The sequence below is a fragment of the Alteromonas sp. 009811495 genome (genome assembly GCF_028865455.1).
Classification (GTDB): Bacteria; Pseudomonadota; Gammaproteobacteria; order Enterobacterales; family Alteromonadaceae; genus Alteromonas.
In genome coordinates this window covers 525,712-550,756 of sequence record NZ_CP113972.1, presented here as the reverse complement: position 1 = coordinate 550,756, position 25,045 = coordinate 525,712, and the positions used below count along the sequence as shown (strand labels likewise).

Sequence of the window (25,045 nt, the reverse complement as noted above, 5' to 3'; positions counted from 1 at the left end):
AACAGCTTTTGGGGTTCGTTTTAGTTTCAGGGAAGCATCGAAGGTAACTTAAAAGTTCTGCTTTCAACTCAAGCCGCCCTCTTCTTTGGCAGCAAGTAAAAGTTAAAAGCGTTGGTTGTTTTGTTCAGTACTTTTACCCTATTTTCTTCAACATGCTGGCAGTTAACATACGGTTTGTGTATAACAAAAAAATTAAGTCGTGGGCTAAAAGCCCACTGGGACGCTAACACGCAGGGCCGCTTCGCTATCATGCCCTACGCGTTATCGCCCCTTATTTAAAAGTTATACACCACCCTTTATTTAGTAATAATAAGGCCAAAGTTCAGTGCTTTTTTACAACGGCTTTGGGGGTTCGTTTTAGTTTTCGGTCGGCATCAAAGGTAACTTGAAAGCCCTGTTTTTCAACTCAAGCAGCTCCCTTCTCTGGCGGCTAAAAAATGCCAAAATCACTGGTTGTTTTATTCAGCACTTTTACTCTATTTTCTTCAACATGCTGGCAGTTAACATACGGTTTGTGTATAACAAAAAAATTAAGTCGTTCCCGTTGGTCACTGGGACGCATACGCGTGGGCTGCTTCGCATTTTAGCCCACGCGCCTGCGCCCCTTATTTGGAAGTTATGTGCCAAATAGAAAAAGGACAATTTGCTATGAATACTATACGGATATTAGGCGTTATTTTAGGCTTAGTCTTGATGTCCCTTTATGGCTATGTATTTCTAACGGTGCATTTAGCTGCACTAGGAAGTGTATTAGGCTTTTTGGTAGGTATTTTGTTTATTCATTTCGGCGTTACAGGTAAAGATTCAGTTCAGTCGCTGTTTAAAAAGTTAACTGGTCGTAATTTTAGCAATGGCACATAACAAAAAAATTAAGTCACTCACTGCGTTCGCTGGGACGCATACACGTGGGCTGCTTCGCATTATAGCCCACGCGTCTGCGCCCCTTATTTAAAAGTTATGTTCCAAAGGTAGGACAATGAAATACCTTATCTTTTTTAGTATGTTTATTTCTCTTCAGTCATATGCATGTGGCAAAGAGAAGGCTTTTAATATTGGCTTGGGCGCAATTATCAGTAAGTATTCCGAGTATAGTGTGAAGAAAGATATTTTCACCATTAAAGATCATGGTCAGATTTGGCTTGTTTTACGAAAACAAGAGGTTTTCAAATCTGAGCCAAAAGAATACCCAAGGGCGGTTGTGCAAAAGGAAACGTGCGGTGTGGAACGAGTACTGTGGTCGAAATGAAACATAACAAACGACTATGGTGTCAACTTAAACATTAAGCCGCTTTTTCTTCCCACATAACGCCATTTCTAACCATTGAGTTTAGTATGACAACCATCTTCCTCACACAGGCAATGATGGCGACTTTCTTAGGCTTACCAGCGGCAACCAACCTCTCATAGGTGGCTTTAAACTTAGCGTTACACTGCATCGCCGACATCATGGCCATAAACAAAACCGTTCGGACTTGGTGACGTCCTCCTTGAGTCACTTGCTTACCTTTGTATCGGCCACTTTCTTTGTTCATGGGGGCTACGCCAACAAGGGCGGCTACCTGTTTGCTATTCATCAAACCAAGTTCTGGTAAATAGCTGATGAGGGCCGCAGCCGACACCTTGCCAATGCCCGGCATACTTTGAACCAGTTCACTTTTTGCCTGGTATTCTGGGCAGCTTTGAATTAAATCGGCTAATTCGTCGTCCATCTTTTGAATTTGCTTTTTTAACACGGTGAGCATTGCCTTTATACTTGATTGAACAGTTTTTGGCATAATTTGAAGGCGGTTTTTCTCACGGGCCTGCATCTCTAAAAGCTGATTTCTGCGGGCTACCGCGTCAGCCATCTTCTGAATGTTCTCGGGTTTTAGTGTCGACAAGGCAGGTTGAATTACCTCACTAAAATGCGCTATCAACGCCGCATCAAGTTTGTCCGTTTTAGCTTTACGGCCAATCGCACCAGCGAAGCGTTTAACATGAACAGGATTGACGACACTAAAAGGTAATGCTGCTTTCGCGCAAGCAGATACAAACGCCATTTCATAGCGGCCTGTCGCTTCAATAACAATGCGCTCAACCGTTAATTGCCTTAACCTTTTTAACGCTTCACCTATCCCTTTCTTGTCGTTGCTTACTTTTAAATATTCCTCCAACGGACGGATATGTATATCGAGATAATCTTTACCTACATCTACACCCACGTTTATGTTTTGCACTACTGATTTTTTCATAATAAGCTAACTCTGGTTTGCTAAATGCGAGCTCGGGGCCCAGTCGACTATTCGAGTATGTTGCTTGGAGCACTGCGTGGTGTTCATGTTTGTTATCGGTCTCTCAATTGAGGAGCCTTCGCTCAATCGAACTGCCACACAGCCAACTTTGGTTGCAGCCAAAGTCTGGGCCTCACTTTACCCATCTTTGAAAAGGAAATGTGGTGTATTTAGGGAAAAATTATCCATACAAAACACTAAAGGCGCTCGCGCTGCTCGCTGAGACGCTAACACATGGGCTGCGTCACTTCGTTCCTAATTTTAGCCCATGTTTCATCGCCCCTTAGTGGGGAGTTATATTTCACCAAGGCAACTTGAGGCTAATGCTTTCCGAAGAAGATAGAAAAGAATTCAATAAGTATGCTGGCAGTGACTGGACCAAGAGGAAAGTCTTTGGCCGAGAAACAAGATTATTCCTTTTGAAGCTTACTCCCTGTATTGCTCTAGCGTACTGGATTTATACTTGGTGGGAAGATGGAGTAATTCCAAGCAGAAAGGGAAATCCGCCAGTACATTATATCCATGAACCAGATATGTTTTTATTGTATTTCTGCAGCGCTAGTTCTGCTTTAGTGCTTTTGGTTTTATATTTAGCTCTAAACTATTTTGCTGCTCTTCGCACTCATTGTTTAAAGTGAAATATAACAAGTCAATTAACGCACTCACTTCGTTCGCTGGGACGCATACACGCAGGGCGGCTTCGCCATTATGCCCTACGTGCCTGCGCCCGTTATTGAAAAGTTAGGTTTTTAGGGAAAGTCATGAGTAAACTTAAGGAAAGCTATACTGAAAATAAGTGCAAGGGGCATATTGTTTATGAGCCTTGTGCATCTTGTGGCAGAGCAACTAGGCATATGGTCATGAGTTCGTTTGATTATGCTGGTAGCGACGAATATGAAGACGGCTCTTATTCCGTAGATTGGTCTAGTTCTCACCAAGTCATTCAATGTCAGGGATGTATGGAAACATCATTTCGTCAGTTGAATTGGTTTTCTGAAGATATGCACCAGATTGGACCTGATGAATATGATGATGGCGAAAGGATTACCCTTTACCCGAAGCGCTCAGGGAACACTCGCCCGATCAAGGACTTTTGGGAAGTTCCTACAAATTTGAGGCGCATTTATAGAGAATCTATCGACTGTTTCAATAACGACTCATTTACCTTAACTGCCGCTGGGCTACGAGCCCTAATTGAGGGGCTTTGCGCTGAACTCATTATAAATGATGGCCCAAAACAAATAACAAAAAAAGATGGTACGACGGAGATTAAACGGCTTACGAATCTTGAAGGGAAAATCTCAGGTCTACATGAAAAAGGTTACCTTACCGAAAAAAGCGCAAATCTTCTTCATGAGCATCGTTTTATGGGAAACGAAGCCGTTCATGAACTCGCGCACCCATCAAGAGAAGAACTTTCTCAAGCAATCGAAATTATTGAGCACACCTTTGACTCTATTTTTGAAATACCTGCTAAAGGAGATGAATTAAAGACGCACAGAGTACGACGAGCAAAAAAAACCTAACAAGCGCATTAACACTCGCTTCGCTCGCTAGGGACAAAAACACGTAGGCTCCCTTCGCTTCGCTCCGTATTATAGCCTACGTATTTTTGCCCGTTATGCGGGTGTTAGGAGCCACATGAAAAATTTAATTATTGGTCTCTTTTTAGTTGTTCTTTTTTCGTGCGCTATGACGGATAGTTCCGCACTTTTATCAGCAAAAGAAACTAATGCATGCCAAGAAGCTGCCAATTCGATTTTTGGAGAATTAGATGAAGCTAGCGTTAAAACATTGCAGGAAACAAAAAAGGAAGAATTAGGAAAGTTTCATTTTTCATGGGGGATGGGTATTAGGAACTCTTTAGGGTTATGGCAAGAAAAATCTGAAATCAGATTGTCATGTGCAAACGAAATTGGCCAAGATGACATTCATGCGGATAATGCTTCAGGCATAATTATGGAAAAGGTATGGGCTCTTGTTAACAATGGCTCCTAACAAAAAAATTAAGGCACTCACTTCGTTCGCTGGGACGCATACACGTGGGCTGCTTCGCATTTTAGCCCACGCGCCTGCGCCCCTTATTTAAAAGTTAGGCTCTATGTCGATAATAGCTAATTTATTGAGTATTTTATTATTTTTTCCAGCAGCTATTGCAGCCTTTATTTGCGCTATGGCTACTGCTTTTTCAATCCTATCTCCAATATTTATTATTCCTTCCTTATTGGTGAGCGCGCTTGTTTTTTATATTTATTATCGTCAGTTTCAACTTTGTAAAAAACTTGGAAGGAATGAAGTTTTGGATGCAAAAATGAGTTCAAGCCTGATACTTGCAATATCTTGCCTATCTGGAGTTAGCGCAATACTGTATATGTATAGTTACATTAAAAATCTGGACACTGTGCTTTTTAATCCAGATATTCTTTTTACGGCGGCTTCAATCTCACACACTTTGGCTTCTATTGTTTTGTTGTTAATTTATACAAAGCGAAAAGCCTAACAAAAAACTGTAGTCGTTCGCTGGCGCTCACTGGGACAATAACACGCAGGCTCAGTCGCTTCGCTCCAAGTTTAGCCTGCGTGTTATTGCCCCTAAGTTGGGCGTTAGGTAGCAGTATGGAATTCGACACTATAAGAAATTTGGAATTAGAGCTAAATGATCTTGCTACCCGAAAAAACAAGCAACGTCTGGAGGTTTTAATAGCCGATGAATTCGAGGAAGTCGGAAAATCAGGCAAGAGGTTTTCTAAATCGGATATTATCAACGAACTGGTCAACGAAGAATCAGTGGCTTTTTCAGCCCATGATTTTAGCTTTGTTGTACTAGCCAAAGACTGTGTTTTGGTTAAGTATCTAACCACAATAAATCAACAAAGTGCATATCGGTGTTCTATATGGAAAAAATCACAAAACAATTGGCAAATTCAATATCACCAAGGCACTCCGATTAAACATGCTACCTAACAAACAAATTATGGCACTCGCTGTCGCTCGCTGGGACGCAAACACGTGCGCGACTTCGCCATTATTGCACACGTGTCTGCGCCCCTTATTTAAAAGTTAGGTTCAAGTTGATTTTTAGTTCTAGAGATTCTTTTTCAATCGTTTTCGTTGGGGGCATTGGACTTCTCATTGTTGGCATTTGGGTAATCTTTCAACCAAACAAAAAACATGCAGATCTAGAAAATGCCAGAGAACTTTGGAATATTAATAAACCTGAGCGATATTCTTACACCTTAACTACAGGGTGCATGTTCATCGAACAACATGAAATAGTTCATAACGAGTATGGACATATAAGCACCCCGTTGGGCGGTGCACCAAAAGCTATGCCTGTTACAATAGAAGATTTATTTACACAGGTGGAAAACGCCAATTTAACAGCTTATAAGGCGCTAACGGAATATCATCCATATTTTGGGTATCCGGTACTTTTCAAAACAGATGGTAGCAAAGAAGTATTTGACGATGAATGTTTTATTCAGGTAACAAATTTCAAGGTCTTAGATAGCTCAGAAACCTAACAAAACACTAAAGGCGCTCGCGCTGCTCGCTGGGACGCTAATACATGGGCTGCGTCACTTCGTTCCTAATTTTAGCCCATGTATTATCGCCCCTTAGTGGGAAGTTATGTTCTTCAAATGGGTTTAGTGGATTGAATAAAAGCAGCAAATTTAAACTTTGGTTATTAGCATTAGTCGTCTGTATCGTTGGCTTTCAGTTTTCTGCGCCAAGCATTATTTTTTATGCTAACCCGTTTTATGTCGGCAGCTTCGTTTGCGCTATAGCAGTATTGATAAATACGCTGAATTACTTCTGTCCACAATGTAAAAGAAACCAGGTTGTGGATTCGTTGAGGCGGTTTAAGCTACCCAATGATACATGCCGCAATTGTGGTTATGCCTTTGGTAAAAATGGTGTTGAGTAACTTCGGTGGCTTAGAACATAACAAGCGCATTAACACTCGCTGCGCTCGCTGGGGACAAAAACACGTGGGCACCCGGCGCTTCGCTTGATATTGTAGCCCACGTGTTTTTGCCCGTTATGCGGGCGTTAGCCACTTATGAAAAAGCCTAAGATTTCTCAAACTAAACGAACTAATAATTTGGCAACGGAAGGTTCCTCTTTACGTCGTTATGCAGACTTTTTACCTAACGCTGCATTTCACGGTGTCATTTTCCTCATTATAGCTATCGCATTTTTTGAGTTTACTTTCCCAACAGCAAAAAACGCATGGTTTGCTGTGGCAACCCTTGTTTTCTCTATGATATTTGGTTTTTTAACGTTTAAGTTGCAGTTTCGTGGAACGCGTGCGGTTGTTTTAAAGTCGGATGAATTTCGTGAACCCTTAAAGAAATATCTTAAGAAGTTAGATTTCATAACTCATTATGACAACAAGGAATTTATCGCTGCTCAATATACAAAACTCGGGCATTATGTGAAAGACGACTTTTATGTCATATATTCAGAAAGTTGTGTTTTATTATTTTGCATCAGTTATCGACCTTTTCCGTTTTCATTGGTGAGATCTAGAAGGATCATCAAGGATGTATTAAGTGAAGTGTCTGTGGCTAACAAACCGCTGTAGTCGGTCGCAAGCTCCCTGGGACAATAACACGTGGGCTCAGTCGCTTCGCTCCAATTTTAGCCCACGTGTTATTGCCCCTAAGCGGGGTGTTAGCAACCACTATGCAGAAATATAGATGTGCGAACTGTAATGAAATCTTCGATGAAAAGAATATCAGAGATATACATTGGAAAATTCATAAAAACGCTATTGGGTGCCCGCACTGTTTAAGTCTTCTCACTGTTCCAAATGAGAAAACTTATCCAAAAAAGTTGATATACAGCACTATATTTAGCGCGGCCATTGCTCTAACTATTTATGGCGTCGTCAGAGTATTGAATGCCAATGATGAATGGCTATTACTCACTTTTCCTTTTCTAGCTTGGACTTTATTTAAGGGAGTAAATATGAGAATTACAGGTTGGAAAAATCTCAATGAAATTCATGAAACTGAGCTGGTTGAGGTGGCTGCTAACAAACCGCTGTAGCCGCTCACTGCGTTCGCTGGGACAAAAACACGCAGGCCCCAGTCGCTTCGCTTCTAAGTTTAGCCTGCGTATTTTTGCCCCTAAGCGGGCTGTTATATGCCAGTGAAAAATTTTAAGTTCCAGCTGTTTTTAATTAGTTTGCTAACTTTGGTCTCATGTTCAAAGGAGACAGGCGTAGAAGAACGAATAGTTTTTTGGAAAAGTGAACTATATAAAATTATTCCTACTGGTACTCCGCAGGAAGAAGCTTTAAATAAACTAAAAGAAATTGATTCAGAAGCATTCGTAAATTTGTTGTCGGGAAATATTTCTTCTAATTTAGAAAATATAGAAAGCAATGGTATCCCCTGCAAAGATTGGGTTTTAATGGCTACAACAGAAATTCAAGACAATGCTGTCATCAAACATTCAATCTCTAGTACCGGGCGTTGTTTATAGAATGGCATATAACAAAAAAATAAAGTCACTCGCTTTCGCTCGTTGGGACGCTAACACGCAGGGCCGCTCCGCTATTATGCCCTGCGCGTTATCGCCCCTTATTTAAAAGTTAGCTCTCAAAGGATTGTTGAAGTGTTGAAGATTTTTTTACTCGTTTTCGTTCTGGCAGCGATAGCTTATTTTATCTATCCAAAGTCACCCGAGGCTCGGGAATGGCTTATATCAAATAACAACAAGCACGCTCTTGCAGGAAATAGATTTGCTAGTACGCAGGACGCTATTAATTTTGTTGAAAACCTGTATAGCATTGGAGCAGTTAAAGTGACTATTCCCAATAGTGCTATCTATGACAGTAACAACCGAATCCAACAAGAAGGCGGCCCTTACGCAGACGCTTTGGAAATATCTTTGCCTAGTACACAAAGCGAAAGGGAGGCAATATTGAATATTGCAAATCAAGAAGCTATTAACCAAGGCATGGTCTTTAATCCCGAAAGTGATGTTATAAACAATAAATTGCTACTATGGTGGGATTGAACAGAAAGCGAGCTAACAAAAAAATTAAGTCGCCTGCTGGCGCAGGCTGGGACGCATACACGTGGGCTGCTTCGCATTATAGCCCACATGTCTGCGCCCCTTATTTAAAAGTTATGTTTACTACAGGATGTAGATGTCTATTTTCACTAAAAAATGCTCACTATGCGGCGTAAATAAATACATTTGTTTTTGGGGCGATATGCCCATGCGCAAATGGAAGCGTCCAGTTTTAGGAATACTAAGTGCTTTGGTATTAGTCGGTGGCGGTTACGCAATCTACGAAACTATTCAAATTGAGGGCGAGCCTGATTTATTTTTTAAACTATTAATGAGCTTTGTTGGCTTCATATTCTTATGGGGTTTAATAAACTCTATTTTTGGCTGTGATCGCTGTGTTGCAAAAACTTTTGGTAGTGCGTAAACATAACAAGCCAATTAAGTGCGGGACTGCTAAAGCTTGGCTCAGGACCGCTACGCTACACAAGTTTAGCCAAGCATTATCAGCCCCTTATTGGGGCGTTATGTGCCAAGGAGGCAAATTGATTTTCCCAGATGATGTTGATGGTGACGTTTTAAGAAGGCTTGAAGAATCTGGATTCGACTTTCAAAAGCCAACCACAATAGATTTTAACGTCGATTTCGACTCTTGGCCTCCTCACCCTGACGCTGTTTCAAAGTTAAAAGAATTCGCTGGTGCAATTGAAATTTACGAACCGGACGGGGAGTATAGCGGTTATATCCTATTTAACATTCACCAAATTCTCTCTTATAAGTTAGTAATAGATACGCAGGAAAATGTTACCTCTCTAGTGGCCGAATATGGTGGGATTTGCGAATCTTGGGGTGTTTTGAGCTAATGGCACATAACAAAAAAAATTAAGCCACTCACTTCGTTCGCTGGGACGCATACACGTGGGCTGCTTCGCATTGTAGCCCACGCGTCTGCGCCCCTTATTTAAAAGTTATAGGCACAATGGATGATCCGGAACAGTTTTTTACTCTTGTTGCTATTTCTAATTTTTGGATGCTCGAACGAACCTCAAGAGTTAACTCCGGAAATGCAAGAGCAAGCCACCGAGACTGTACTTGCATATTTGGAACGCAATAACCTTCCAAATGAGAATCTGGACATTGCCATTCCAAAAAATAGAGACATCGCCGACTATTCTTACATGTATAGGGGCGGTGGACGATGTATTCATTTTATTGTTAAGTGTTATGGACATACCTGCAAAGAGCTTCAGTGGTATCCATATGATAGACATGGAGAAAAGTGCCCATAACAAACCGCTGTAGACGCAAGCGGAGCTTGCTGGGACAAAAACACGTGGGCTGTCCTCGCTTCGCTCGATATTATAGCCCACGTATTTTTGCCCCTAAGTGGGGTGTTATACGCAAAGATGAAGTTTCGTAGAAAAATTTACATTAAAGTTTATCAAGACCGATTTGTGAGTCGAATATTTGGTAATGAGCACGAAGAAATTACTTTGTGCAATGAATTATCAAACTCACGAACTTTGCTCGGTGATTGGAGGACATTAGAAAGCTCTCTGAAGCAGGTGTTGAGTAAGTATTGCCAACTAATTCATAAAATTTATAAGCCAGTTCTTCTCATCCATTTGATTCCAACTTTTGAGGGCGGCTATACAACGTCCGAATTGAGGTTATTTCAAGAGCTAGGTCAGTCAGCAGGTGCTCATTTCTGCTTTATGTGTGAGGATAAGTATGGTCCGTTATCCAATGAGCAAATAAAGGCTGTTTTTCGGGTCCTTTAGCTGTTTGCGTATAACACATATGAGCCTCCGGGCTGTCAATGAAAAAAGATAGCCCCTTGACCACTATTTCAAGATCAATACCGTTGCCTTTTTAGAACTCGTTTACTTCGTCTGTCATGGCTGATGTTAGGCGAGTTGCCTACGTCAAACACATATAGAGGCTCTTGTTGTTGCTCTTTTCAATTCCTTTTGACTGGCAACGGCACTAGACATTCATCGGTTAACCTTCCTCTGTCCTATTCAAATCTAAGTGGCTGCATTGACCAGTTAGTATCAGGTTCAGTGAAGGTGTAAGCAAATTCGTAAAAAGGTAGAGATGCGCAACAGTGGCATGTCTAATCAAACGCAGCAGGTTATGACCTGTTGGTATACTTATCGATGCTGCTTGATGCAGAGTACTGTGCGATAAGTTGATGCTCGTCGTTTAACCAGTTAGACGTTGCAGCTCATGCCACTGTGCGACTTACCCGTTTAAAAAGCGTTCTTCATCGAATACCTGCTGGTTCTTCAACATAAAGTAAGCACATCGCCCGATTTTATGAGCGAGTGCAGATAAGGCCTTCGCCTTGCTCATTCTCTTTTGTAACTTGGCTAGATATCGCTTGGCGTTGTCATTACCTTTAAGGTACAACACCGCTGCTTCGCTAAATGCCCACTTCAAGTGTGCGTTGCCAATCTTATTACCCTGCGTACCATGTGTTTTACCGGCCGACTCTGCTTTGCATTTTACTAACCGTGAATACGAGGCAAACTTCTGAACTGATGGAAACCGTTTAATATCGCCAACTTCATACAAAATGGTCAGGGCTAAAATTTTTCCGATACCTGGAAACGACTTAAGGATATGTAAATCTGTTGCACGGTGTGTTTGTGCCTGAGTCTTCACGTAGTGTTCAATCTTGTAGAGTTCACTCACCATGGTTTCGATAATATTGAGGTTTAAATCCATGCTCTTTTGCACAGCTTCATCGGGAAAAAAGTGATGCATTTTTTCTCGGTCAGGTGAATTTTGCAGATTCAAACGAGACTCCAGCGCAGGTAGATTGTATTGACTGATCGTGCTGGACACGTGCGCTTTCAGTTGCGCACTCATTCTCATTATGTGGGTTCTACGACGAAGCGCATCACGAATTGAGCGGTGCTCTTTTGAGTGGGCATGCGCGAGTGGGAAGTTCCCTCCGCGCATTAGCTTCGCTATTTTTAGTGCATCAATTTTATCGTTCTTCGTTTTACCTGCATGAATCGCTTTCATGTAAAGCGCATGGCCAAGAATAAAGTCAATATTGTGCGCTTCACAAAAGTCAGACACCCAATACCAGCAATGCATGCATTCCACGCCAACAACTACGTTGCCCAGATATGGCCTTAAAAGTGCTAACAGTTTGTCAGGTGAATCATCGATTTTTTCGTGAACGAGAATATTGTTTTCATTATCAATAATGCAGACATAAAGCAGTCTTGTGTGAAGATCGATTCCACAATAGTACGGATGTGTATTAGTATAAAAGTTCATTGAGTTTTCTCCCTTGGTTTGGTCGCCTATTAGGATAAACTCTGTTTATGCTGATAGGGAGGAGGCTCAATGATTATCAAAACGCTTAAGTCGTTTCCTTCGGTCACTGGGGCGATAACACGCAGGGCTGCTTCGCGTTGTAGTCCACGCGTCTGCGCCCCTTATCTAAAAGTTATATACAATTGGTCAGAATAACTTTTTAACATCGCGGTAAAAGTTTTCATGAGAACCAAGAGCTATTAATTCAAGTATTACAGTGCCGTCCTCGTAGCTGTAACCTAATAGGGTTAACTGCTTAACCATCTTGAACTTGTGCACGCGAAGAAAAGCAAGGTCGCCTTTTTTCTGATCACCTAGAAGAGGATCGTCGATCAGTTCCTTTACAGCTTTATCTAAATCTTTTTTCTGATTCTTATGTAACTTCTTTACTGCTCTCTTAAAATTAGCTGTCTGTAAGACACTCGTAATCTTAGCCAAAATCGTATGGCTCCAATTTTCCAGCCTCTTTTTCCGCTTTGGAAATAATTGCCTGTTTCACGAATTCGTATGGTAAATCAGGGTTATCTTCCATCATTTCACCTATTTTTGCCCAGTGCTCAATCTGTTTTGGCATAGTTCGGTTCAGTGCTTTGCCCATAATGGTAGCTTTCTCAACTAGATCTTGGTCTAGTCTTACGCTCGCTGTTGCCATAATATTTCTCCTAATAGTTCATCACGACATTGTAGCAATACGCTACAGGTGTGGCAAATTGCGTATAACAAACGAATCAACACTCGCTGCGCTCGCTAGGGGCAAGAACGCATATGACAAACATATTAAACCGTTCGCAAGCTCGCAAAGAACAAAAATATGTAGGCTACCAGCGCTTCGCTTGATATTGTTGTCAGCGTATTTTGGAGTAAGATTAACTCTTTAGGGAAGTATTAAAATGGAAGTTGTAGCTAAGAAAATTTCTAAGAAATCTTTATTTAAGATTCTTTTCATAGGCGTATTTTTGGGGTTTGCTGTATTTTTTATAGGGTGTGGTATTGGCGCTTTTTTCGGGCTTGAAAGTGTTCGTTGGAATAATGAGCCCGTGTTTGGAGTATCTGGTTTTCTACTTGCTCTCGCAATGTGGCCATTTTTCACTTTTTTCATGTCACTATTCATTTGGCTTTTCTGTATCTTAGGTCTTTGGGTTTACTCATTTTTCAAACCAATTGAAGTAACTTTCAAACAACCTATTCAAGGCAATAATGAACACAGTGTATAGCAAGCCACTATAGGCACTCACTTCCTTCGCTGGGACGCATACACACAGGGCGGTTTCATCCTTTATTGAAAAGTTATGTTACAAGGAAGGCTAAAATTGAACGGATTTAAAATACCACTAAAGTTGGTGGAGGCCTTCGGTCCTTTCGAAGAATTCAAGCAAGATGCTTCTATCGTAAACCTACACCTTAAAGACGGTAGAACGTTTAAAAATGCTCTTTTGGTGTACCCAAACGAACTACTTGCTATCGAAAACCAAGCAACCTTACCATTTGCCATTGAAGAAATTGAATGTATCGAACAAACACCTGACAATTTGCTTATAAGAACGACTAGTAAGTGGCCTTTTTTTACTGCATAGTTTTGCCCATTATGCGGGCCGTTATAAACTTTTTAGGAAAAGAATATCATGAAGATTAAATTAATAGCGGCTCTGCTGTTGTGCGCCTTTTTAAATGGCTGTGCGTCGACTTCTTACAAAGCAGCGAGGGATTTTCTTGACGGCGCTAGCTCAAGCGCTGAATCAAGGCGCATGGAAGAATTGAATAATAAGTATCGCAAAAAAACTGACCATAAAAACGACTTCATTGAAGACACAATGTCTGGTGCACTTACCGCACTTTTCCGAGGTATATTTAGCGCAGATGAAGACAACGATTAAAGCGACGCTTTCTCGTTATGTGTGCAAACAACAAATCAACACTCTCACCGCGTTCGTTGGGGCGCTAACACGCTGAGCCCCTGCGTGTTTTTACTCATACGCAAGCGCCCCTTGATGGAAAGCTATATGCAAAGGAATTATTGTGTCTTCTGAGGATTGGTACAGAAACAAAGTTTGGGATAGCGCAGTTGAAGAGCATTTTTACTCGAAATTGAATCGAGCAAGAACGCAAAGAGAGCAATATTTGGTTATCCAAGCACTTACCTTGGCTGAAAGTCATCCATTGGTAACGCTTCGTTTGATCAACGAATACTTTGAATCAAGAAAGAGTGAGTTCGAAGACCTCCGTGCACTATTGGCTAAAGCAAATGCATTTTTTGCATTGGCTGACTTTGAAAAAAGTGTCGCTACTTACAAAAAGATACTTGATAAAGAAAAAGAATTTCCAAACTACCAAACAGGGGCATACCTTGATTATCCGTATTTGGTGGCAACGCAACGAATTGACAATGAGTTCGCCTGCGCGCTTGATGTGTTGGAAAAAAATGTTGATAGGCTCACCTTTCCAATACAATATTTTAAGTGGCACGCATCTAGAGCATTAATCAATAATGATGGTGTTGAAGCAAAGAAGGCCCTCGATGCAGCCAAAATAAAGAAATCAGTTTTTTGGTTTCACCAAAATGTTGGTTTAGTTGGTAAAGGATATAACAAAACAATTAAACAGCTTTGCAAGATCTGTGTTTAGCAGATAGCAGCTAGACACTGAATTACGCTGCGCGAAACCTTAAAGCTATAAGACCCAAAAGGAAAAGTTAGATGAATACAAAATGGATGATACTAACCCTTGTTACTTTTGCTGTATCTGCCTGCGCCTCAATGACGTGGCATGAAGGCTCTATGATTCAGTATTCTCAAGTTCAAGCGTTAGAAAATAATCAATATCAAATTGAAGTCATGGGTGGCTGGGATCATGACCAAGTAGCTTTAGAGAGAGCAGTGATAAAAAAAGCTAGAACCGAGTGCAACGGTAATGCTGAGATTATATCAAGTCGGATGGGAACTTATTTTTCGGCTAGCCAATATGCATCTGGTGATGCCCCTAAAATACTCAGCAGAGTTCGATGCGTAGACAATAGTTAATAATTAAAAGCTTAGTTTATAAACGACATAAGGGAATTACTCATGTACCAAGGCTCTTGCCTATGCGGCGCAATCTCAGTCGAGCTCAAGGGGCCAATTGAGAGCATTATTCATTGTCACTGCTCCTTATGCCGCAAAAATAGTGGTACTGCATACGCGACCAACGGTTTCATTAACACCGAAGACTTCACCGTACTTGACCCACAAAAAAAGCTTACTTATTTCGAATTCAAAAAGGGGAAATTACGGCACTTCTGCGCGGTGTGTGCTTCTCCGATTTATAGCTCAAACACGGAAAATCCAACAAAGCTTAGAATACGCCTTGGTATTTTAGATTCCGACATTGAAGAAAGGCCTTTATCTCACAATTTTGTTTCATCGAAAGCAAACTGGGACAATCTGGATGCCGACCTACCACGATATGACAGTTTCGAACCAAGCAGAGAGAAAGCTTGAGCTATGCATGTAAGTAACGGTGTTAGCACATAATGTTGAGTCGCAGTCCAGTGCAAACACGCTTGTATTTGTGTACATTTTTGTTTAACTCAAATTGAGAAGGTCTTTTTCAATGGATGATGTATTAGAGGGAATTGGGCGTTTTTTTCTGCAGCTGCTTAAATGGATTTTTGTTGATGCTATTTTGGAATTTTTTATTCGAGGCATTGGATACATTAACCTAAAACTGATTACATTTGGAAAATACCCAAGACAAGGAAGGGATGAAAATTACACAATTGTTATGGGCTTTGTTTCACTTGTCGGTATACTATTTTTGATTGCACTGTCCAATTAACGTCGTGTTTAACTTTTTAAAAAGGAAAGGATTATGACAATCAAGGCGAAAAAAATGCTGGGCTATGCTGTGGTAGCATTACTGCTTGGTGGTTTAGGGCTCTATGCATCAATGGAAGACTACCAAAAGCAGAACATGGTTGCATTATTCAGCCAAACCTTTTCTTGAAGTTAGAAATGCTTGCAACAGCCAGTGCCAAAAAGAGCACAGTGAACAACCCGCTCGAAAATTGAATAAAATTTTATATAAAGGAACGTTATTAAAATGGACTCTAGTGCAATAACGCTTTCACAATACGTTAAAAGACGCACTGGGGTGCCGCTAGGTTCAAAGCATTCAATGAGAAATATGCTTTACCGTGCGTTGGGCGCAAAGTCTTTCCCGTTGTTTTGGCACTATTGGAACCCTATTTGGAGCTATTATTTATCCCGAAATGTAATGAGGCCACTCAATCAAATATTGCCTAACACACTTGCTGTGTTGGTTACATTTCTTGTCAGTGGCGCTTTACATGATGTTGCGGTGTCTCTTGTTAAGCTGAAAGCGATTGTCTTTTTTACACCTTGGTTTGGTTTGATGGGGTTGGTTGTAATTGCCTTTTCTAAATTAGGTATTTCATATGGGCGCGCTGCTTGGTCTATAAGGGCAACACTCAACATGCTAATCATTGTTGTAAGCTTATGCACAACGTACTTAATAGAAGGTATGTATGCTTAAGCTTGTGTTAGAGCTAGGCTATAAGGATAACGTTGCGAATGGATAGCATTCTTCTACCTGTTTATGCGCACCTTACCTGGTGCACCTTGCTTTATGGGTGTCTTACGATTGCAAGAGCGCCAGCCATTTGGGGTTTAGGTTCAAAGCCAGATGGTTCAAATCCATTTGCACACATTCAGCCTAAAATCAGTGCCAATCTTTCTAATCAATTTGAATGGCCCGTTTTCTTTCATATTTTGTGTGTCATTCTGTACTGTTCGAATACGCCGATAAGCGCGATTTTACTTAGTCTCGCTTGGTTATTTGTGTTTGGCCGTGTCGTTCACAGCATAGTGCAAATATGTGGAACGAGCATTCGATTGCGTGGCATAGCATTTATGATCAATTTTGTTGCGGTACTGGCAATGTGGACAGTGTCTTTCCCTGTCTTATTTTGAGTTATTTGGCAAAAAGCAAGCTATGATAATACAAAGTATCGCGTACCGTTTGTCGCTATAACGTCTTAGGAGTATAAAAATGGAATTTGTTAAAAGCAGTGCAGTTGTCAAATATGCAAGTAGCTTGTTGATGGGCGTTTTATTTGCTTTTTTAGCGGTGAATATTATTGGTTTCGGCGCGGCAATTGCCATTCCCAAAGCGCTGTTAACACCGCTGGTTTCTTTATCTAGTACTTTTGGGTTTACACTTGTTAATACCATCACTATCGGAATACCCCTTGCGATAGCGTATGCATTAATCAGCGTATTAGCAAAACAATTTGAAGCTAGCGTAAACCACCTAGTGCTGGTATCTCCTTTTGTATTTTTGATGCTGTCATACCTACCAAGTGTACTTTTGCGTTCACATGATGTGGCGTATAGCCTTTCTTTGTTTATAGCTAACATCGCGCCCACACTATTACTTGCTGTATATCTCGCAAAAAAACAGCGCGGCCTATAGTACCTGTAATAGATTTCACGATTGATGTTTTCACTGTGCAGTAATAGATTTTTGCGGTATGTTTTTACTGCGCTTTGCGCTGCGACAATAGCTAGTTACCAATAATATAATCATTTACAGGGAGTAACCTTTGAAACTATTTACTGTTTTTATCGCACTCTTTTTCTCAGTTTCAGCACTTGCAGAAGGCTTTAAGACTGAAGAAGAAGCACGCCAATTTTCTGATAGATTACTTGATCACTTTGTGGCCGGAGAGTTTGAAGAAGGCTTAAATGCAGCCAAACCTTATTGGCCGCTTCCGCCCGTTGAAGTTGACGGTATGGCAAATCAAATCACACAACAATGGCCAATGATTGCTCAGCGTTTTGGTAAACCCTTGTCTAAAGAGTTTATAAAAAAGGAGCGTATTGGTGATTCGTTTATCCGATTCTATTACCTTCACAAGTTTGAAAAGCATGCTATTTACTGGCAGGTCGATTTTTATAAGCCTGTAGATATCTGGAAAATAAACTCTATGATTTTCTTAGATTCGTTAGATTTTCTATACGAAGAAGATAATTAACCAATAAAACAACACTGTCGTGTATTTGTCGGGCTATTTTCGTGCCCGACATTGTACAAATTCCCCTACTCTCCTAAGTAAGCACACAGGAGGTACGAAATGATTCTCAAACAACTAAGAATTAGCCAACGCTTGTCGCAAGAACAACTTGCACAAATGTCTGGTCTGAATGTCAGAACCATTCAACGTATTGAAAGTGGCGCGAATGCCAGTATTGAGTCTCAGAAATGCCTTGCTGCAGCACTTAATGTGGATATTGATACCCTTAATCAGGAGAGTTTGAAAATGGATAAACGTTCAGATAACTGGAAAGCGTTACCACTTTTCTTAAAAATATGGTTTGCAATTAACTTCTTAAAGTTAAACCCTGCTAGAGCTACCGCAGTGCGTATCGAGGTGACTTGCCACATCTTTGGATTTTGCTTTTGCTGTTTCGGCTTTATTAACGAACCATCGTTAGCTGGAGGGCTTTTGATGTTAGCAACAGCTTACCTATTTACCTTACTTAAATGGCAAGGTGACAAATACCAAATCTGGCATACCACCTTGCAGCAATAAGTTTGAAAAACGAAACCACTTTGCTAAAGTGAATGCTGTGCAGTCTTACCCTTACTACACAACAGTTGAGTGTACGGTATGCGCAGCACGGTTTTTCAAGTTTAGATAATACGCATAAATTCAAGGAGCGAATAATGAAGTATGCCTTTTTAGCATCAGTCTTTACCCTATTGTCATTCAATGTGTACGCCGTAGATGTTTTTGGTGCAGTTGAAATTACACACTTATCGCCTGAGAAAGCAGAGCGTATATGGGAAAGAGAAAAGCAGGTGATGCCGCGCTACCCTAAAGCCATGGCAATGAAAAGTGTTCGTGGATGTAGCGTCTTTAAGTTTGATGTAACAGAAGAAGGTAAAGTAAAAAACCTTGAGCTGGTATCTTCTTTGCCTGAAGCGAAGCACTTCAAACCGGTAAAAAAACTTATCAAGGGATGGGACTGGAAGGTAATTGAAGGTAAAGCTAAGGCGAATGAGCAAAAGCTAGTTAGACTCGATTTTTGTATGAACCGCGAGTCATCTGAAAGTGTTGAAGCACAATGCAAAGCCCAAACACAGCTTGCCTGCGAATAATATAATGTGGCAGCACGCTGTCACTACATGAGAGAACACTATGAGTTCCTTTTCAAAACATATTGCCTTTTCGGTATTACGTGAAGTTGCGGTAGCTAAACAGCTAGAACAACGCAAGCAATACCACGCCGCGTTTATCCACTTGGAAAATGCGCATGTTTTAGGACAGTCATCAACCCGCTGGCACGTTTACACCCATGCCTTAATGTTGAAGTGGGGTATAAAGCAACACAACTTTTCAGAGGTATTCGGTCAAGTTATTCGCATATTGGGCGCAGCAAGCAAAACCGCTTTTGGTTTAGTACCTGCAGGGAACACTGGCGGAAGCAATATTAGCCCGTTTAAGCGCTTACCTATTGCGCCAGCGCTGCAACGAAAAATTACGCGGGCGCAACAACACAGTGACTAAGCTATTCATAAAAATTGATGACCTTTCTGGCGGTGAAGTTATCGCGCTACTTGAAGAACATTTAGCGGATATGTTTGCTACCTCACCACCAGAAAGCGTTCATGCGCTAGATGTACATGCACTAAAAGCTGATAACATTACATTTTTCAGTGGGTGGATAGGTAAAGATTTAGCAGGCTGCGTTGCCATTAAAGCCCTCAATTCTAACGACTGCGAGCTTAAGTCTATGCGAACCTCAAAGACCTTTCGAGGGCAAGGCGTTGCGTCGCAACTATTACTTTTTGCCTTAGAACATGCGAAAATAGCGGGGTTTAGCTCGGTCAGTTTAGAAACAGGCACTCAGGATTATTTTTCTGCCGCCCGTCAACTATACAAAAAATTTCAGTTTGAAGACTGTGGGCCTTTTAGCCATTACACACTAGATCCAAACAGTCACTTTATGACCCGGGCCCTTTAGAAAATTTGGCACTTAGTTGCCACCATCGAGAAATTTATTATGTCGTTACCTCCTTGCCCTCATTGTCAGTCTGAATACGTTTATGAAGATCAAGCTCTGCTTATTTGTCCAGAGTGCGGTCACGAGTGGAACCCAAATGACGTAGAAGAGGAAGTCTCGGCTAACGATGCTAATGGAACGCCGTTGGTTGCTGGCGACAAAATCACGTTGGCTAAAGATCTCAAAGTTAAAGGTAGCTCTCTTATTTTGAAAATTGGGACTAAAGCCGTTATTCGTCACGTTAAAGAAGGTAAAGACCACCAGCTAGATTGCAAAGTGGATGGCGCTGGCGAAATGATGCTAACGGCTCAATTTGTTAAGAAAGCCTAAAAATTAGCAACCTCATTAATGATGGTGTCGGCCAGCAAACTGATGGCTTTTGAAGTCACTTTTTGAGGATTAACCAAACACACCCCCATATGACCGAGTTCTGGCAAGTCAGCTGAACTCGGTAAAATATGTAAACTGGGTGGTACTGAACTTTTTGCCAACACCGTAATACCCAGCCCTTCATTGATTGCCGTTTGGATACCATTCAGATCAGCAATGGTATACACCACCTGCCATGGTTTTTTCGCGGCGCTAAGTAAGTTAATTGCGCGTTTACGATAGGTACATGGATTAGGTGCTGCAATAAGCGGTAACTTATGTGGAATGCTATTTACGAATCGCTGACTGCCCACCCACACCAATTGGTCGGTTGTAATGTAACCATCTTGTTGAGGGTCTGGGGTTTCTTGCAATGATAAAATCAAGTCAAACTGGCTTTTTAGTGGCTCGCTAAGCAAGTCTTTACTTAACGCGCAGTGCACTTCTAACGAGATTTCAGGATAGGTTTGTGTAAATCGACGAATGATCTTTGGCATCAAAATTGTCGAAAACTCGCTTGGGATCCCCAGTCGAATATTGCCGGTCACTTGCGGCTTGCCAAACTCTGCCATGGCTTGATCGTTAAGCGCTACCATTTTCTCGCCATAGGCAAGAAGCTTGCTGCCTGCCACTGTCAGCGACAATTTGTTCTTATCGCGGGAAAACAATTTTTCTCCTACCATTTCTTCTAATTTTTTGATTTGTAGACTGATAGCAGGCTGCGTGCGCTGAAGCTGTTCAGCACATTGTGTGTAGCTACCCGTTTGGGCAATGATCACAAAAGAGCGTAAAAAATCGATGGACAAATTTTTCATAGTCGGCACAAGTTCATCAGGCACACATTTAATAAAGTTATGATGCCATATTTTTTATTAATTTTATTTATTCTTTTTCGACTTCTACTATCGATTTACACAACAAGTAAGGCGTACCGACCACTGTTTCTCTAAAACAAAGGTCAAAGCGCTATAAAAATCGGGAGCAAGAATGAACAACCTAAACCACAACTTGAGCGACATCGACCCAGATATTGCCGAATTTATTGCACAAGAAGATACTCGCCAAGAACATCATATCGAGCTTATCGCATCGGAGAACTATACCAGTCGTGCGGTAATGCAAGCACAAGGAAGCCAACTCACCAATAAATATGCTGAAGGTTACCCTGCCAAGCGTTATTACGGCGGCTGTGAAGCAGTCGATAAGATAGAGCAACTTGCCATTGATAGAGCAAAAGCGTTGTTTGAAGCTGATTATGTGAACGTACAACCCCATTCAGGTTCGCAAGCTAACACTGCCGTTTACATGGCACTGCTAAACCCAGGTGATACCATCCTTGGATTGAGCCTTGATCATGGCGGACATTTAACCCACGGTGCCAAGCCTAACTTTTCAGGCAAGCTGTATAACGCGGTTCAGTACGGGCTTAATACTGAGACAGGCGAAATAGACTACGAGCAAGTACAAGCCTTAGCACACGAACATCAACCCAAAATGATAGTGGCAGGCTTCTCTGCATATTCACGTATTGTTGATTGGCAGCGTTTCAGAGATATTGCCGACAGTGTGGGGGCTTACTTGTTGGTTGATATGGCGCACGTAGCGGGCTTAGTTGCTGCTGGCGTGTACCCGTCACCGATTAATGCGGCGCATGTTGTAACCACCACAACCCATAAAACGCTTCGAGGCCCTCGCGGTGGTCTCATAATGTGTAAAGCGAACCCAGAACTAGAGAAGAAATTTAATTCATTAATCTTCCCTGGAATACAAGGCGGACCGCTGATGCATGTTATTGCGGCAAAAGCTGTGGCACTTAAAGAAGCGATGTCGGCAGAATTCAGAATTTACCAAAAACAAGTGGTAACCAATGCACAAGCAATGGCAAAAGTCTTTATGGAAAGAGGCTTCGAGGTTGTATCAAATGGTACTGACAACCATATGTTTTTACTTAGCCTAATTAATAAAGGGCTTACCGGTAAAGAGGCCGATGCCATACTCAATGGTGTTAATATCACCGTAAATAAGAACACGGTACCAAACGACCCACAATCGCCGTTTGTGACCAGCGGCATTCGCATTGGTACTCCGGCGGTAACATCGCGCAATTTTTCAGAAGATGACTGCATGCAGCTGGCTAACTGGATTTGTGATGTACTTGAATCGCCTAACGATCCATCGGTAGTAGCACGCGTTAAAGACAGCGTAGCGAGTATTACGGCAGCTCGCCCGGTTTACGCTTCAATCAGCTAAACCATTTCCAGCCAATAAAGACCAGCAGAAAGCCAAATAGGTAGATAAGCCCCACATAGCTAAGGGCTTGGACAAACCTACTTGGCGCTGCGTCTTGATGAAGTGCAGTTTGCTGCACCAATTTATGATTGAGCCATGCAAACACAGGCGTGGTAACAAACGCCAATGTCATGGCAAACCCCAACATGGCAAGTAACGCTGATTTAAAGAACATTACAATGACAAAACTGACTAATGCCATAACAAGCAGTACTGGCGTGACTAATGCGTTGCGCGCCTTTTTGTCGTTATTGCGCAACAAGGTGATAGCCTCTGCCACCACGCGTGCGTAACCGTCATACACGGTAAGCGCCGAGCCGAAAATACATAGAAAAGCAACGAGTGCAATTAGCCAGTGCGCCCATTGCCCTATGGTCGATGAATACATGCTGATGAGCTGATGCGAGAACCCGATGCCGCCTGTACTTAGTGGTGCATCACTACCGTATAAAATTAGCGCGCCTAAGCCTAAGAACAACAGCGCAAGCAGTGCTGTAACGCCATAACCTAAATTAAAATCAAACAGCGCTGATTTGGGCGTAACTGCCGTGTTAGTGCATTGGCGCTTTAACCAAAGCGATGTAATTGATGAAATTTCAATAGGCGCTGGCATCCAGCCCATAGTCACAACCAGAAAACCCAAGCTCGCTATAGTGTAAGGTGAAGGCGGGTTTGCTGGCACTTTGGTGCCGTCATAATTAACTAAGGCCACAATGAATACGGCAACCGTTGCTACGACGAGTACACCCATAATCGCTTTAGCAATATTGTCGAGCCCTTCGAAGTGCCCTGCCAATAAAATAGCTAAAATAAGCCCAAGCACTAGTGATGACGACAGCGTGATGGCCATGTCGAAAGGAATAAAGTATGACAATAAGCTGGCTGCAAATAGCAGTAACGCAGCTGAGTTCACGACAGATGCTAGGCTATTTAGCCCTAACGCTAAGCCCAGATAGCGCTTACCCATTTTAAGGTAACCTTGCTGCAGGGTTTGCTTTGTACTAATGGTGTAGCTTACGCCTGCTCTAAAAAAGGGGTATTTGAGTACGTTTACCAAGAGGATCAGTAAAGCCAATTGCCAGCCAAACTTTGCGCCAGCTTGAGTAGATGCCACTAAGTGACTGCCGCCTACAGCGGCTGTTGCCATCAGCACACCAGGGCCCAATAACTTTAACCATGCGATACATCGCGCATACAATGACAACTGAACCCCAGACTCCACCCTAACCTCTTGATGACAATGAAAAAGCCGAATGCCACCTTATCAGGTTAAACGCGAGCAGAAAAGCCGCTATACCTGTGGTGTAGTAGACAATGTCTAAAAGGTGTATAGCGCCCCAGTAAACATAAATGCACTGTTGTCACTGTAGTCTCCTCGTTTAAAGCCATCACCTTTGAAAAGGTAGGCCCCGCCAAGTGACAACCGCAATGAAGGTAAAACCTGATAGCGCCACCGCGCTTCTAACTGATGGCCGATGAAACTATCTACGTTTTGCGGTGCTTTGTTATACCAATACGCCTTGTAGCCCAGCAAAAGGTTATGCTGAGAGCCAAAGGTAGACACGCTTCGAAGCCCAACTGTTTTTAGGTTCCTACGTGGCATCCCTTGATACACATCAGTCGGGCCGAAATCAAAACGCCTGACACCATATAAACTATCGAAGTTTGAAATAGTATCGTCAGTAGTATCGTTATCGCCGCTAATGTAATCAAACTCAGCGCGTAAAAATGTGCTGTCAGTAATCTTCTTTCCCAAATAGCCAAATACCAAGTACGCAGACACATCTTTTTGCGTTATATCATCTGGCGCGGCAGTTTCATGTGCATGCCCTACCTGACCTATCAGTTCGCCGTTCGCTTTCCAGCCGTCTGCGAAAGCAGCGGTATAATCAACCGACAAGGTATATAAATCGCGGTTTCGAGTAGCCAGCGTGTCGCTATCATCTTCTTTAAACCAATAGCTCTGTAGCTTTAGATTTTTGTCCGCAGATGTTGCGTATACGCCAAATAGCTTTCGCTCACTAAAGCTTTTGTCAAACGCTCGCTCGTTGCCATCAATACTTTCGCTATCACCCGGTAATCGTGTTACGGGTAACAAGTACACACCATTGACATTCCAATCGAAAAGCTTGCCCTCGACAACTACACCATCGTAGCTGTTAGTCGCATTGCGGTAGATAGTTTTTGCCAATAATCGGCGGCTGCCATAATCAAGCTCCATACGTCCAGCTTTTATTGCAAATATGGCTAAAGCCTGACTAACGTCATCACTATTGGCTTGCGACACAAACGGTTTGTATGTGGCAAACATCTGAACTGGCTCTAACGTGTTTACCTGATTAGACGATAAAGTAGGGTCATCCTCATCAAGAAACGCACGCGAATCTCTTACCTCAAGTGTGGCGCTGATATTTTTGTAAGACACCTGTGTTGCTAAGATAAGTCGCGTTGATAAACGCTGATTACTTTGCGAACGTTGCTCTCGTTGGGCCGGAAAAATAGGGTTATTCAGTGACTCGTAACGCAATCGAAAAGAGCCCGAGACATCAACGTTAACCTCGTCATTTTTCGCGTATGCATGCAAAGGTAAAAGAAGAGTAAGAAGACAAAGCGGAATAAAACCAAAAGTGCGATGCATTAAATGCCAACTAATTTATACATAATAACAACAGTATATCGTTAATTGATGAATAAACACCG

At 41.9% G+C, this 25,045-nt stretch carries 38 protein-coding genes; 31 read left to right on the top strand and 7 right to left on the bottom strand.

All coding sequences use genetic code 11. The annotated features are described in order from the left end of the window. Positions 1-648: 648 nt before the first annotated feature. Entirely contained in the window at positions 649-861 is a 213-nt protein-coding gene (locus tag OZ660_RS02500; RefSeq protein ID WP_274742444.1) for a hypothetical protein, read from the top strand. Between the two features lie 115 nt (positions 862-976). Next, a complete protein-coding gene (locus tag OZ660_RS02495; protein WP_274742443.1) occupies positions 977-1,246 on the top strand; it encodes a hypothetical protein in 270 nt (89 codons plus the stop codon). A 34-nt stretch (positions 1,247-1,280) separates the two neighbouring features. On the opposite strand, the gene OZ660_RS02490 is transcribed toward OZ660_RS02495, so the two are convergent. Next, on the bottom strand, positions 1,281-2,231 hold the full coding sequence (locus tag OZ660_RS02490) for an IS110 family transposase (RefSeq protein ID WP_274742442.1): 951 nt from the start codon (positions 2,229-2,231) through the stop codon (positions 1,281-1,283). Between the two features lie 800 nt (positions 2,232-3,031). Between OZ660_RS02490 and OZ660_RS02485 the strand changes: the two genes are divergently transcribed. The 11 genes from OZ660_RS02485 (at position 3,032) to OZ660_RS02435 (ending at position 9,157) form a co-directional block, all read left to right on the top strand. Further along, positions 3,032-3,796, top strand: a complete 765-nt coding sequence (locus tag OZ660_RS02485; protein WP_274742441.1) for a DUF4145 domain-containing protein — start codon at positions 3,032-3,034, stop codon at positions 3,794-3,796. 115 nt (positions 3,797-3,911) lie between these two features. Next, complete coding sequence (locus OZ660_RS02480; RefSeq protein ID WP_274742440.1) at positions 3,912-4,268, top strand: DUF6794 domain-containing protein; 357 nt, start codon at positions 3,912-3,914, stop codon at positions 4,266-4,268. Between the two features lie 103 nt (positions 4,269-4,371). Continuing rightward, on the top strand, positions 4,372-4,770 hold the full coding sequence (locus tag OZ660_RS02475) for a hypothetical protein (RefSeq protein ID WP_274742439.1): 399 nt from the start codon (positions 4,372-4,374) through the stop codon (positions 4,768-4,770). 116 nt (positions 4,771-4,886) lie between these two features. Continuing rightward, positions 4,887-5,234, top strand: coding sequence for a nuclear transport factor 2 family protein (locus tag OZ660_RS02470; protein ID WP_202263409.1), 348 nt, complete (start codon positions 4,887-4,889; stop codon positions 5,232-5,234). Positions 5,235-5,341: 107 nt separating this feature from the next. Continuing rightward, positions 5,342-5,794 (top strand): DUF6174 domain-containing protein, encoded by a 453-nt coding sequence (locus tag OZ660_RS02465; protein ID WP_274742438.1) that lies wholly within the window; start codon positions 5,342-5,344, stop codon positions 5,792-5,794. Positions 5,795-6,333: 539 nt separating this feature from the next. Continuing rightward, entirely contained in the window at positions 6,334-6,858 is a 525-nt protein-coding gene (locus OZ660_RS02460; RefSeq protein ID WP_274742437.1) for a hypothetical protein, read from the top strand. Positions 6,859-6,959: 101 nt separating this feature from the next. Further along, on the top strand, positions 6,960-7,325 hold the full coding sequence (locus OZ660_RS02455; RefSeq protein WP_274742436.1) for a hypothetical protein: 366 nt from the start codon (positions 6,960-6,962) through the stop codon (positions 7,323-7,325). Between the two features lie 96 nt (positions 7,326-7,421). Then, on the top strand, positions 7,422-7,763 hold the full coding sequence (locus tag OZ660_RS02450; RefSeq protein ID WP_274742435.1) for a hypothetical protein: 342 nt from the start codon (positions 7,422-7,424) through the stop codon (positions 7,761-7,763). Between the two features lie 132 nt (positions 7,764-7,895). Continuing rightward, entirely contained in the window at positions 7,896-8,300 is a 405-nt protein-coding gene (locus OZ660_RS02445) for a hypothetical protein (RefSeq protein WP_274742434.1), read from the top strand. Positions 8,301-8,433: 133 nt separating this feature from the next. Next, positions 8,434-8,721, top strand: coding sequence for a hypothetical protein (locus OZ660_RS02440; RefSeq protein WP_274742433.1), 288 nt, complete (start codon positions 8,434-8,436; stop codon positions 8,719-8,721). A gap of 118 nt (positions 8,722-8,839) precedes the next feature. Further along, complete coding sequence (locus OZ660_RS02435) at positions 8,840-9,157, top strand: ribonuclease E inhibitor RraB (protein ID WP_274742432.1); 318 nt, start codon at positions 8,840-8,842, stop codon at positions 9,155-9,157. A 1,381-nt stretch (positions 9,158-10,538) separates the two neighbouring features. On the opposite strand, the gene OZ660_RS02430 is transcribed toward OZ660_RS02435, so the two are convergent. The 3 genes from OZ660_RS02430 to OZ660_RS02420 form a co-directional block, all read right to left on the bottom strand. Further along, complete coding sequence (locus OZ660_RS02430; protein WP_274742431.1) at positions 10,539-11,588, bottom strand: IS110 family transposase; 1,050 nt, start codon at positions 11,586-11,588, stop codon at positions 10,539-10,541. 186 nt (positions 11,589-11,774) lie between these two features. After that, positions 11,775-12,065, bottom strand: a complete 291-nt coding sequence (locus OZ660_RS02425; RefSeq protein ID WP_202263395.1) for a type II toxin-antitoxin system RelE/ParE family toxin — start codon at positions 12,063-12,065, stop codon at positions 11,775-11,777. Beyond that, on the bottom strand, positions 12,058-12,279 hold the full coding sequence (locus tag OZ660_RS02420; RefSeq protein ID WP_012518669.1) for a TA system antitoxin ParD family protein: 222 nt from the start codon (positions 12,277-12,279) through the stop codon (positions 12,058-12,060). Before OZ660_RS02420 ends, OZ660_RS02425 begins: the two co-directional genes overlap by 8 nt. 238 nt (positions 12,280-12,517) lie before the next feature. Between OZ660_RS02420 and OZ660_RS02415 the strand changes: the two genes are divergently transcribed. The 17 genes from OZ660_RS02415 to OZ660_RS02335 all read left to right on the top strand — a co-directional run bounded on the left by OZ660_RS02415 (position 12,518) and on the right by OZ660_RS02335 (position 20,017). After that, complete coding sequence (locus tag OZ660_RS02415; protein ID WP_274742430.1) at positions 12,518-12,841, top strand: hypothetical protein; 324 nt, start codon at positions 12,518-12,520, stop codon at positions 12,839-12,841. 96 nt (positions 12,842-12,937) lie between these two features. After that, complete coding sequence (locus OZ660_RS02410; RefSeq protein WP_274742429.1) at positions 12,938-13,201, top strand: hypothetical protein; 264 nt, start codon at positions 12,938-12,940, stop codon at positions 13,199-13,201. Between the two features lie 48 nt (positions 13,202-13,249). Further along, complete coding sequence (locus OZ660_RS02405) at positions 13,250-13,501, top strand: hypothetical protein (RefSeq protein ID WP_274742428.1); 252 nt, start codon at positions 13,250-13,252, stop codon at positions 13,499-13,501. Positions 13,502-13,745: 244 nt separating this feature from the next. Further along, on the top strand, positions 13,746-14,249 hold the full coding sequence (locus tag OZ660_RS02400; protein WP_274742427.1) for a hypothetical protein: 504 nt from the start codon (positions 13,746-13,748) through the stop codon (positions 14,247-14,249). Between the two features lie 71 nt (positions 14,250-14,320). Then, positions 14,321-14,644, top strand: a complete 324-nt coding sequence (locus OZ660_RS02395) for a hypothetical protein (RefSeq protein ID WP_274742426.1) — start codon at positions 14,321-14,323, stop codon at positions 14,642-14,644. Positions 14,645-14,686: 42 nt separating this feature from the next. Beyond that, complete coding sequence (locus tag OZ660_RS02390; protein WP_274742425.1) at positions 14,687-15,100, top strand: GFA family protein; 414 nt, start codon at positions 14,687-14,689, stop codon at positions 15,098-15,100. 112 nt (positions 15,101-15,212) lie between these two features. After that, complete coding sequence (locus tag OZ660_RS02385; RefSeq protein ID WP_274742424.1) at positions 15,213-15,437, top strand: hypothetical protein; 225 nt, start codon at positions 15,213-15,215, stop codon at positions 15,435-15,437. A gap of 33 nt (positions 15,438-15,470) precedes the next feature. After that, complete coding sequence (locus tag OZ660_RS02380; protein WP_274742423.1) at positions 15,471-15,605, top strand: hypothetical protein; 135 nt, start codon at positions 15,471-15,473, stop codon at positions 15,603-15,605. A 96-nt stretch (positions 15,606-15,701) separates the two neighbouring features. Then, positions 15,702-16,154, top strand: coding sequence for an acyltransferase (locus OZ660_RS02375; protein ID WP_274742422.1), 453 nt, complete (start codon positions 15,702-15,704; stop codon positions 16,152-16,154). A gap of 38 nt (positions 16,155-16,192) precedes the next feature. After that, the gene (locus tag OZ660_RS02370; protein WP_274742421.1) at positions 16,193-16,591 is read left to right on the top strand and encodes an MAPEG family protein; all 399 of its coding nucleotides are present in this window, start codon (positions 16,193-16,195) and stop codon (positions 16,589-16,591) included. 79 nt (positions 16,592-16,670) lie between these two features. Next, positions 16,671-17,093: a hypothetical protein gene (locus tag OZ660_RS02365; RefSeq protein ID WP_274742420.1), complete on the top strand. Its 423-nt coding sequence runs from the start codon at positions 16,671-16,673 to the stop codon at positions 17,091-17,093. A gap of 130 nt (positions 17,094-17,223) precedes the next feature. After that, complete coding sequence (locus tag OZ660_RS02360) at positions 17,224-17,655, top strand: hypothetical protein (RefSeq protein WP_202263384.1); 432 nt, start codon at positions 17,224-17,226, stop codon at positions 17,653-17,655. Between the two features lie 99 nt (positions 17,656-17,754). Then, positions 17,755-18,213, top strand: coding sequence for a helix-turn-helix domain-containing protein (locus OZ660_RS02355; protein WP_202263383.1), 459 nt, complete (start codon positions 17,755-17,757; stop codon positions 18,211-18,213). Between the two features lie 134 nt (positions 18,214-18,347). Beyond that, positions 18,348-18,782 carry an energy transducer TonB gene (locus tag OZ660_RS02350; protein WP_274742419.1) on the top strand — a complete coding sequence of 145 codons (435 nt, stop codon included), beginning with the start codon at positions 18,348-18,350 and terminating at the stop codon, positions 18,780-18,782. A gap of 40 nt (positions 18,783-18,822) precedes the next feature. Next, the gene (locus tag OZ660_RS02345; protein WP_274742418.1) at positions 18,823-19,191 is read left to right on the top strand and encodes a DUF3703 domain-containing protein; all 369 of its coding nucleotides are present in this window, start codon (positions 18,823-18,825) and stop codon (positions 19,189-19,191) included. Next, positions 19,184-19,648 (top strand): GNAT family N-acetyltransferase, encoded by a 465-nt coding sequence (locus OZ660_RS02340; protein WP_274742417.1) that lies wholly within the window; start codon positions 19,184-19,186, stop codon positions 19,646-19,648. Before OZ660_RS02345 ends, OZ660_RS02340 begins: the two co-directional genes overlap by 8 nt. 39 nt (positions 19,649-19,687) lie before the next feature. Then, positions 19,688-20,017 carry a zinc ribbon domain-containing protein YjdM gene (locus OZ660_RS02335; RefSeq protein ID WP_159627253.1) on the top strand — a complete coding sequence of 110 codons (330 nt, stop codon included), beginning with the start codon at positions 19,688-19,690 and terminating at the stop codon, positions 20,015-20,017. Here OZ660_RS02335 and OZ660_RS02330 read toward each other — a convergent pair. Continuing rightward, positions 20,014-20,871 (bottom strand): LysR family transcriptional regulator, encoded by an 858-nt coding sequence (locus OZ660_RS02330; protein WP_274742416.1) that lies wholly within the window; start codon positions 20,869-20,871, stop codon positions 20,014-20,016. The two genes, OZ660_RS02335 and OZ660_RS02330, sit on opposite strands and share 4 nt — an antisense overlap. Before the next feature lie 172 nt (positions 20,872-21,043). Here OZ660_RS02330 and glyA point away from each other — a divergent pair, with 172 nt between their 5' ends. Further along, entirely contained in the window at positions 21,044-22,306 is a 1,263-nt protein-coding gene (gene glyA, locus OZ660_RS02325) for a serine hydroxymethyltransferase (protein ID WP_274742415.1), read from the top strand. On the opposite strand, the gene OZ660_RS02320 is transcribed toward glyA, so the two are convergent. Further along, a complete protein-coding gene (locus tag OZ660_RS02320; protein WP_274742414.1) occupies positions 22,299-23,492 on the bottom strand; it encodes an NRAMP family divalent metal transporter in 1,194 nt (397 codons plus the stop codon). The genes glyA and OZ660_RS02320 overlap by 8 nt on opposite strands. Positions 23,493-23,663: 171 nt before the next feature. Then, positions 23,664-24,983 carry an alginate export family protein gene (locus OZ660_RS02315; protein ID WP_274742413.1) on the bottom strand — a complete coding sequence of 440 codons (1,320 nt, stop codon included), beginning with the start codon at positions 24,981-24,983 and terminating at the stop codon, positions 23,664-23,666. Between the last annotated feature and the right edge of the window lie 62 nt (positions 24,984-25,045).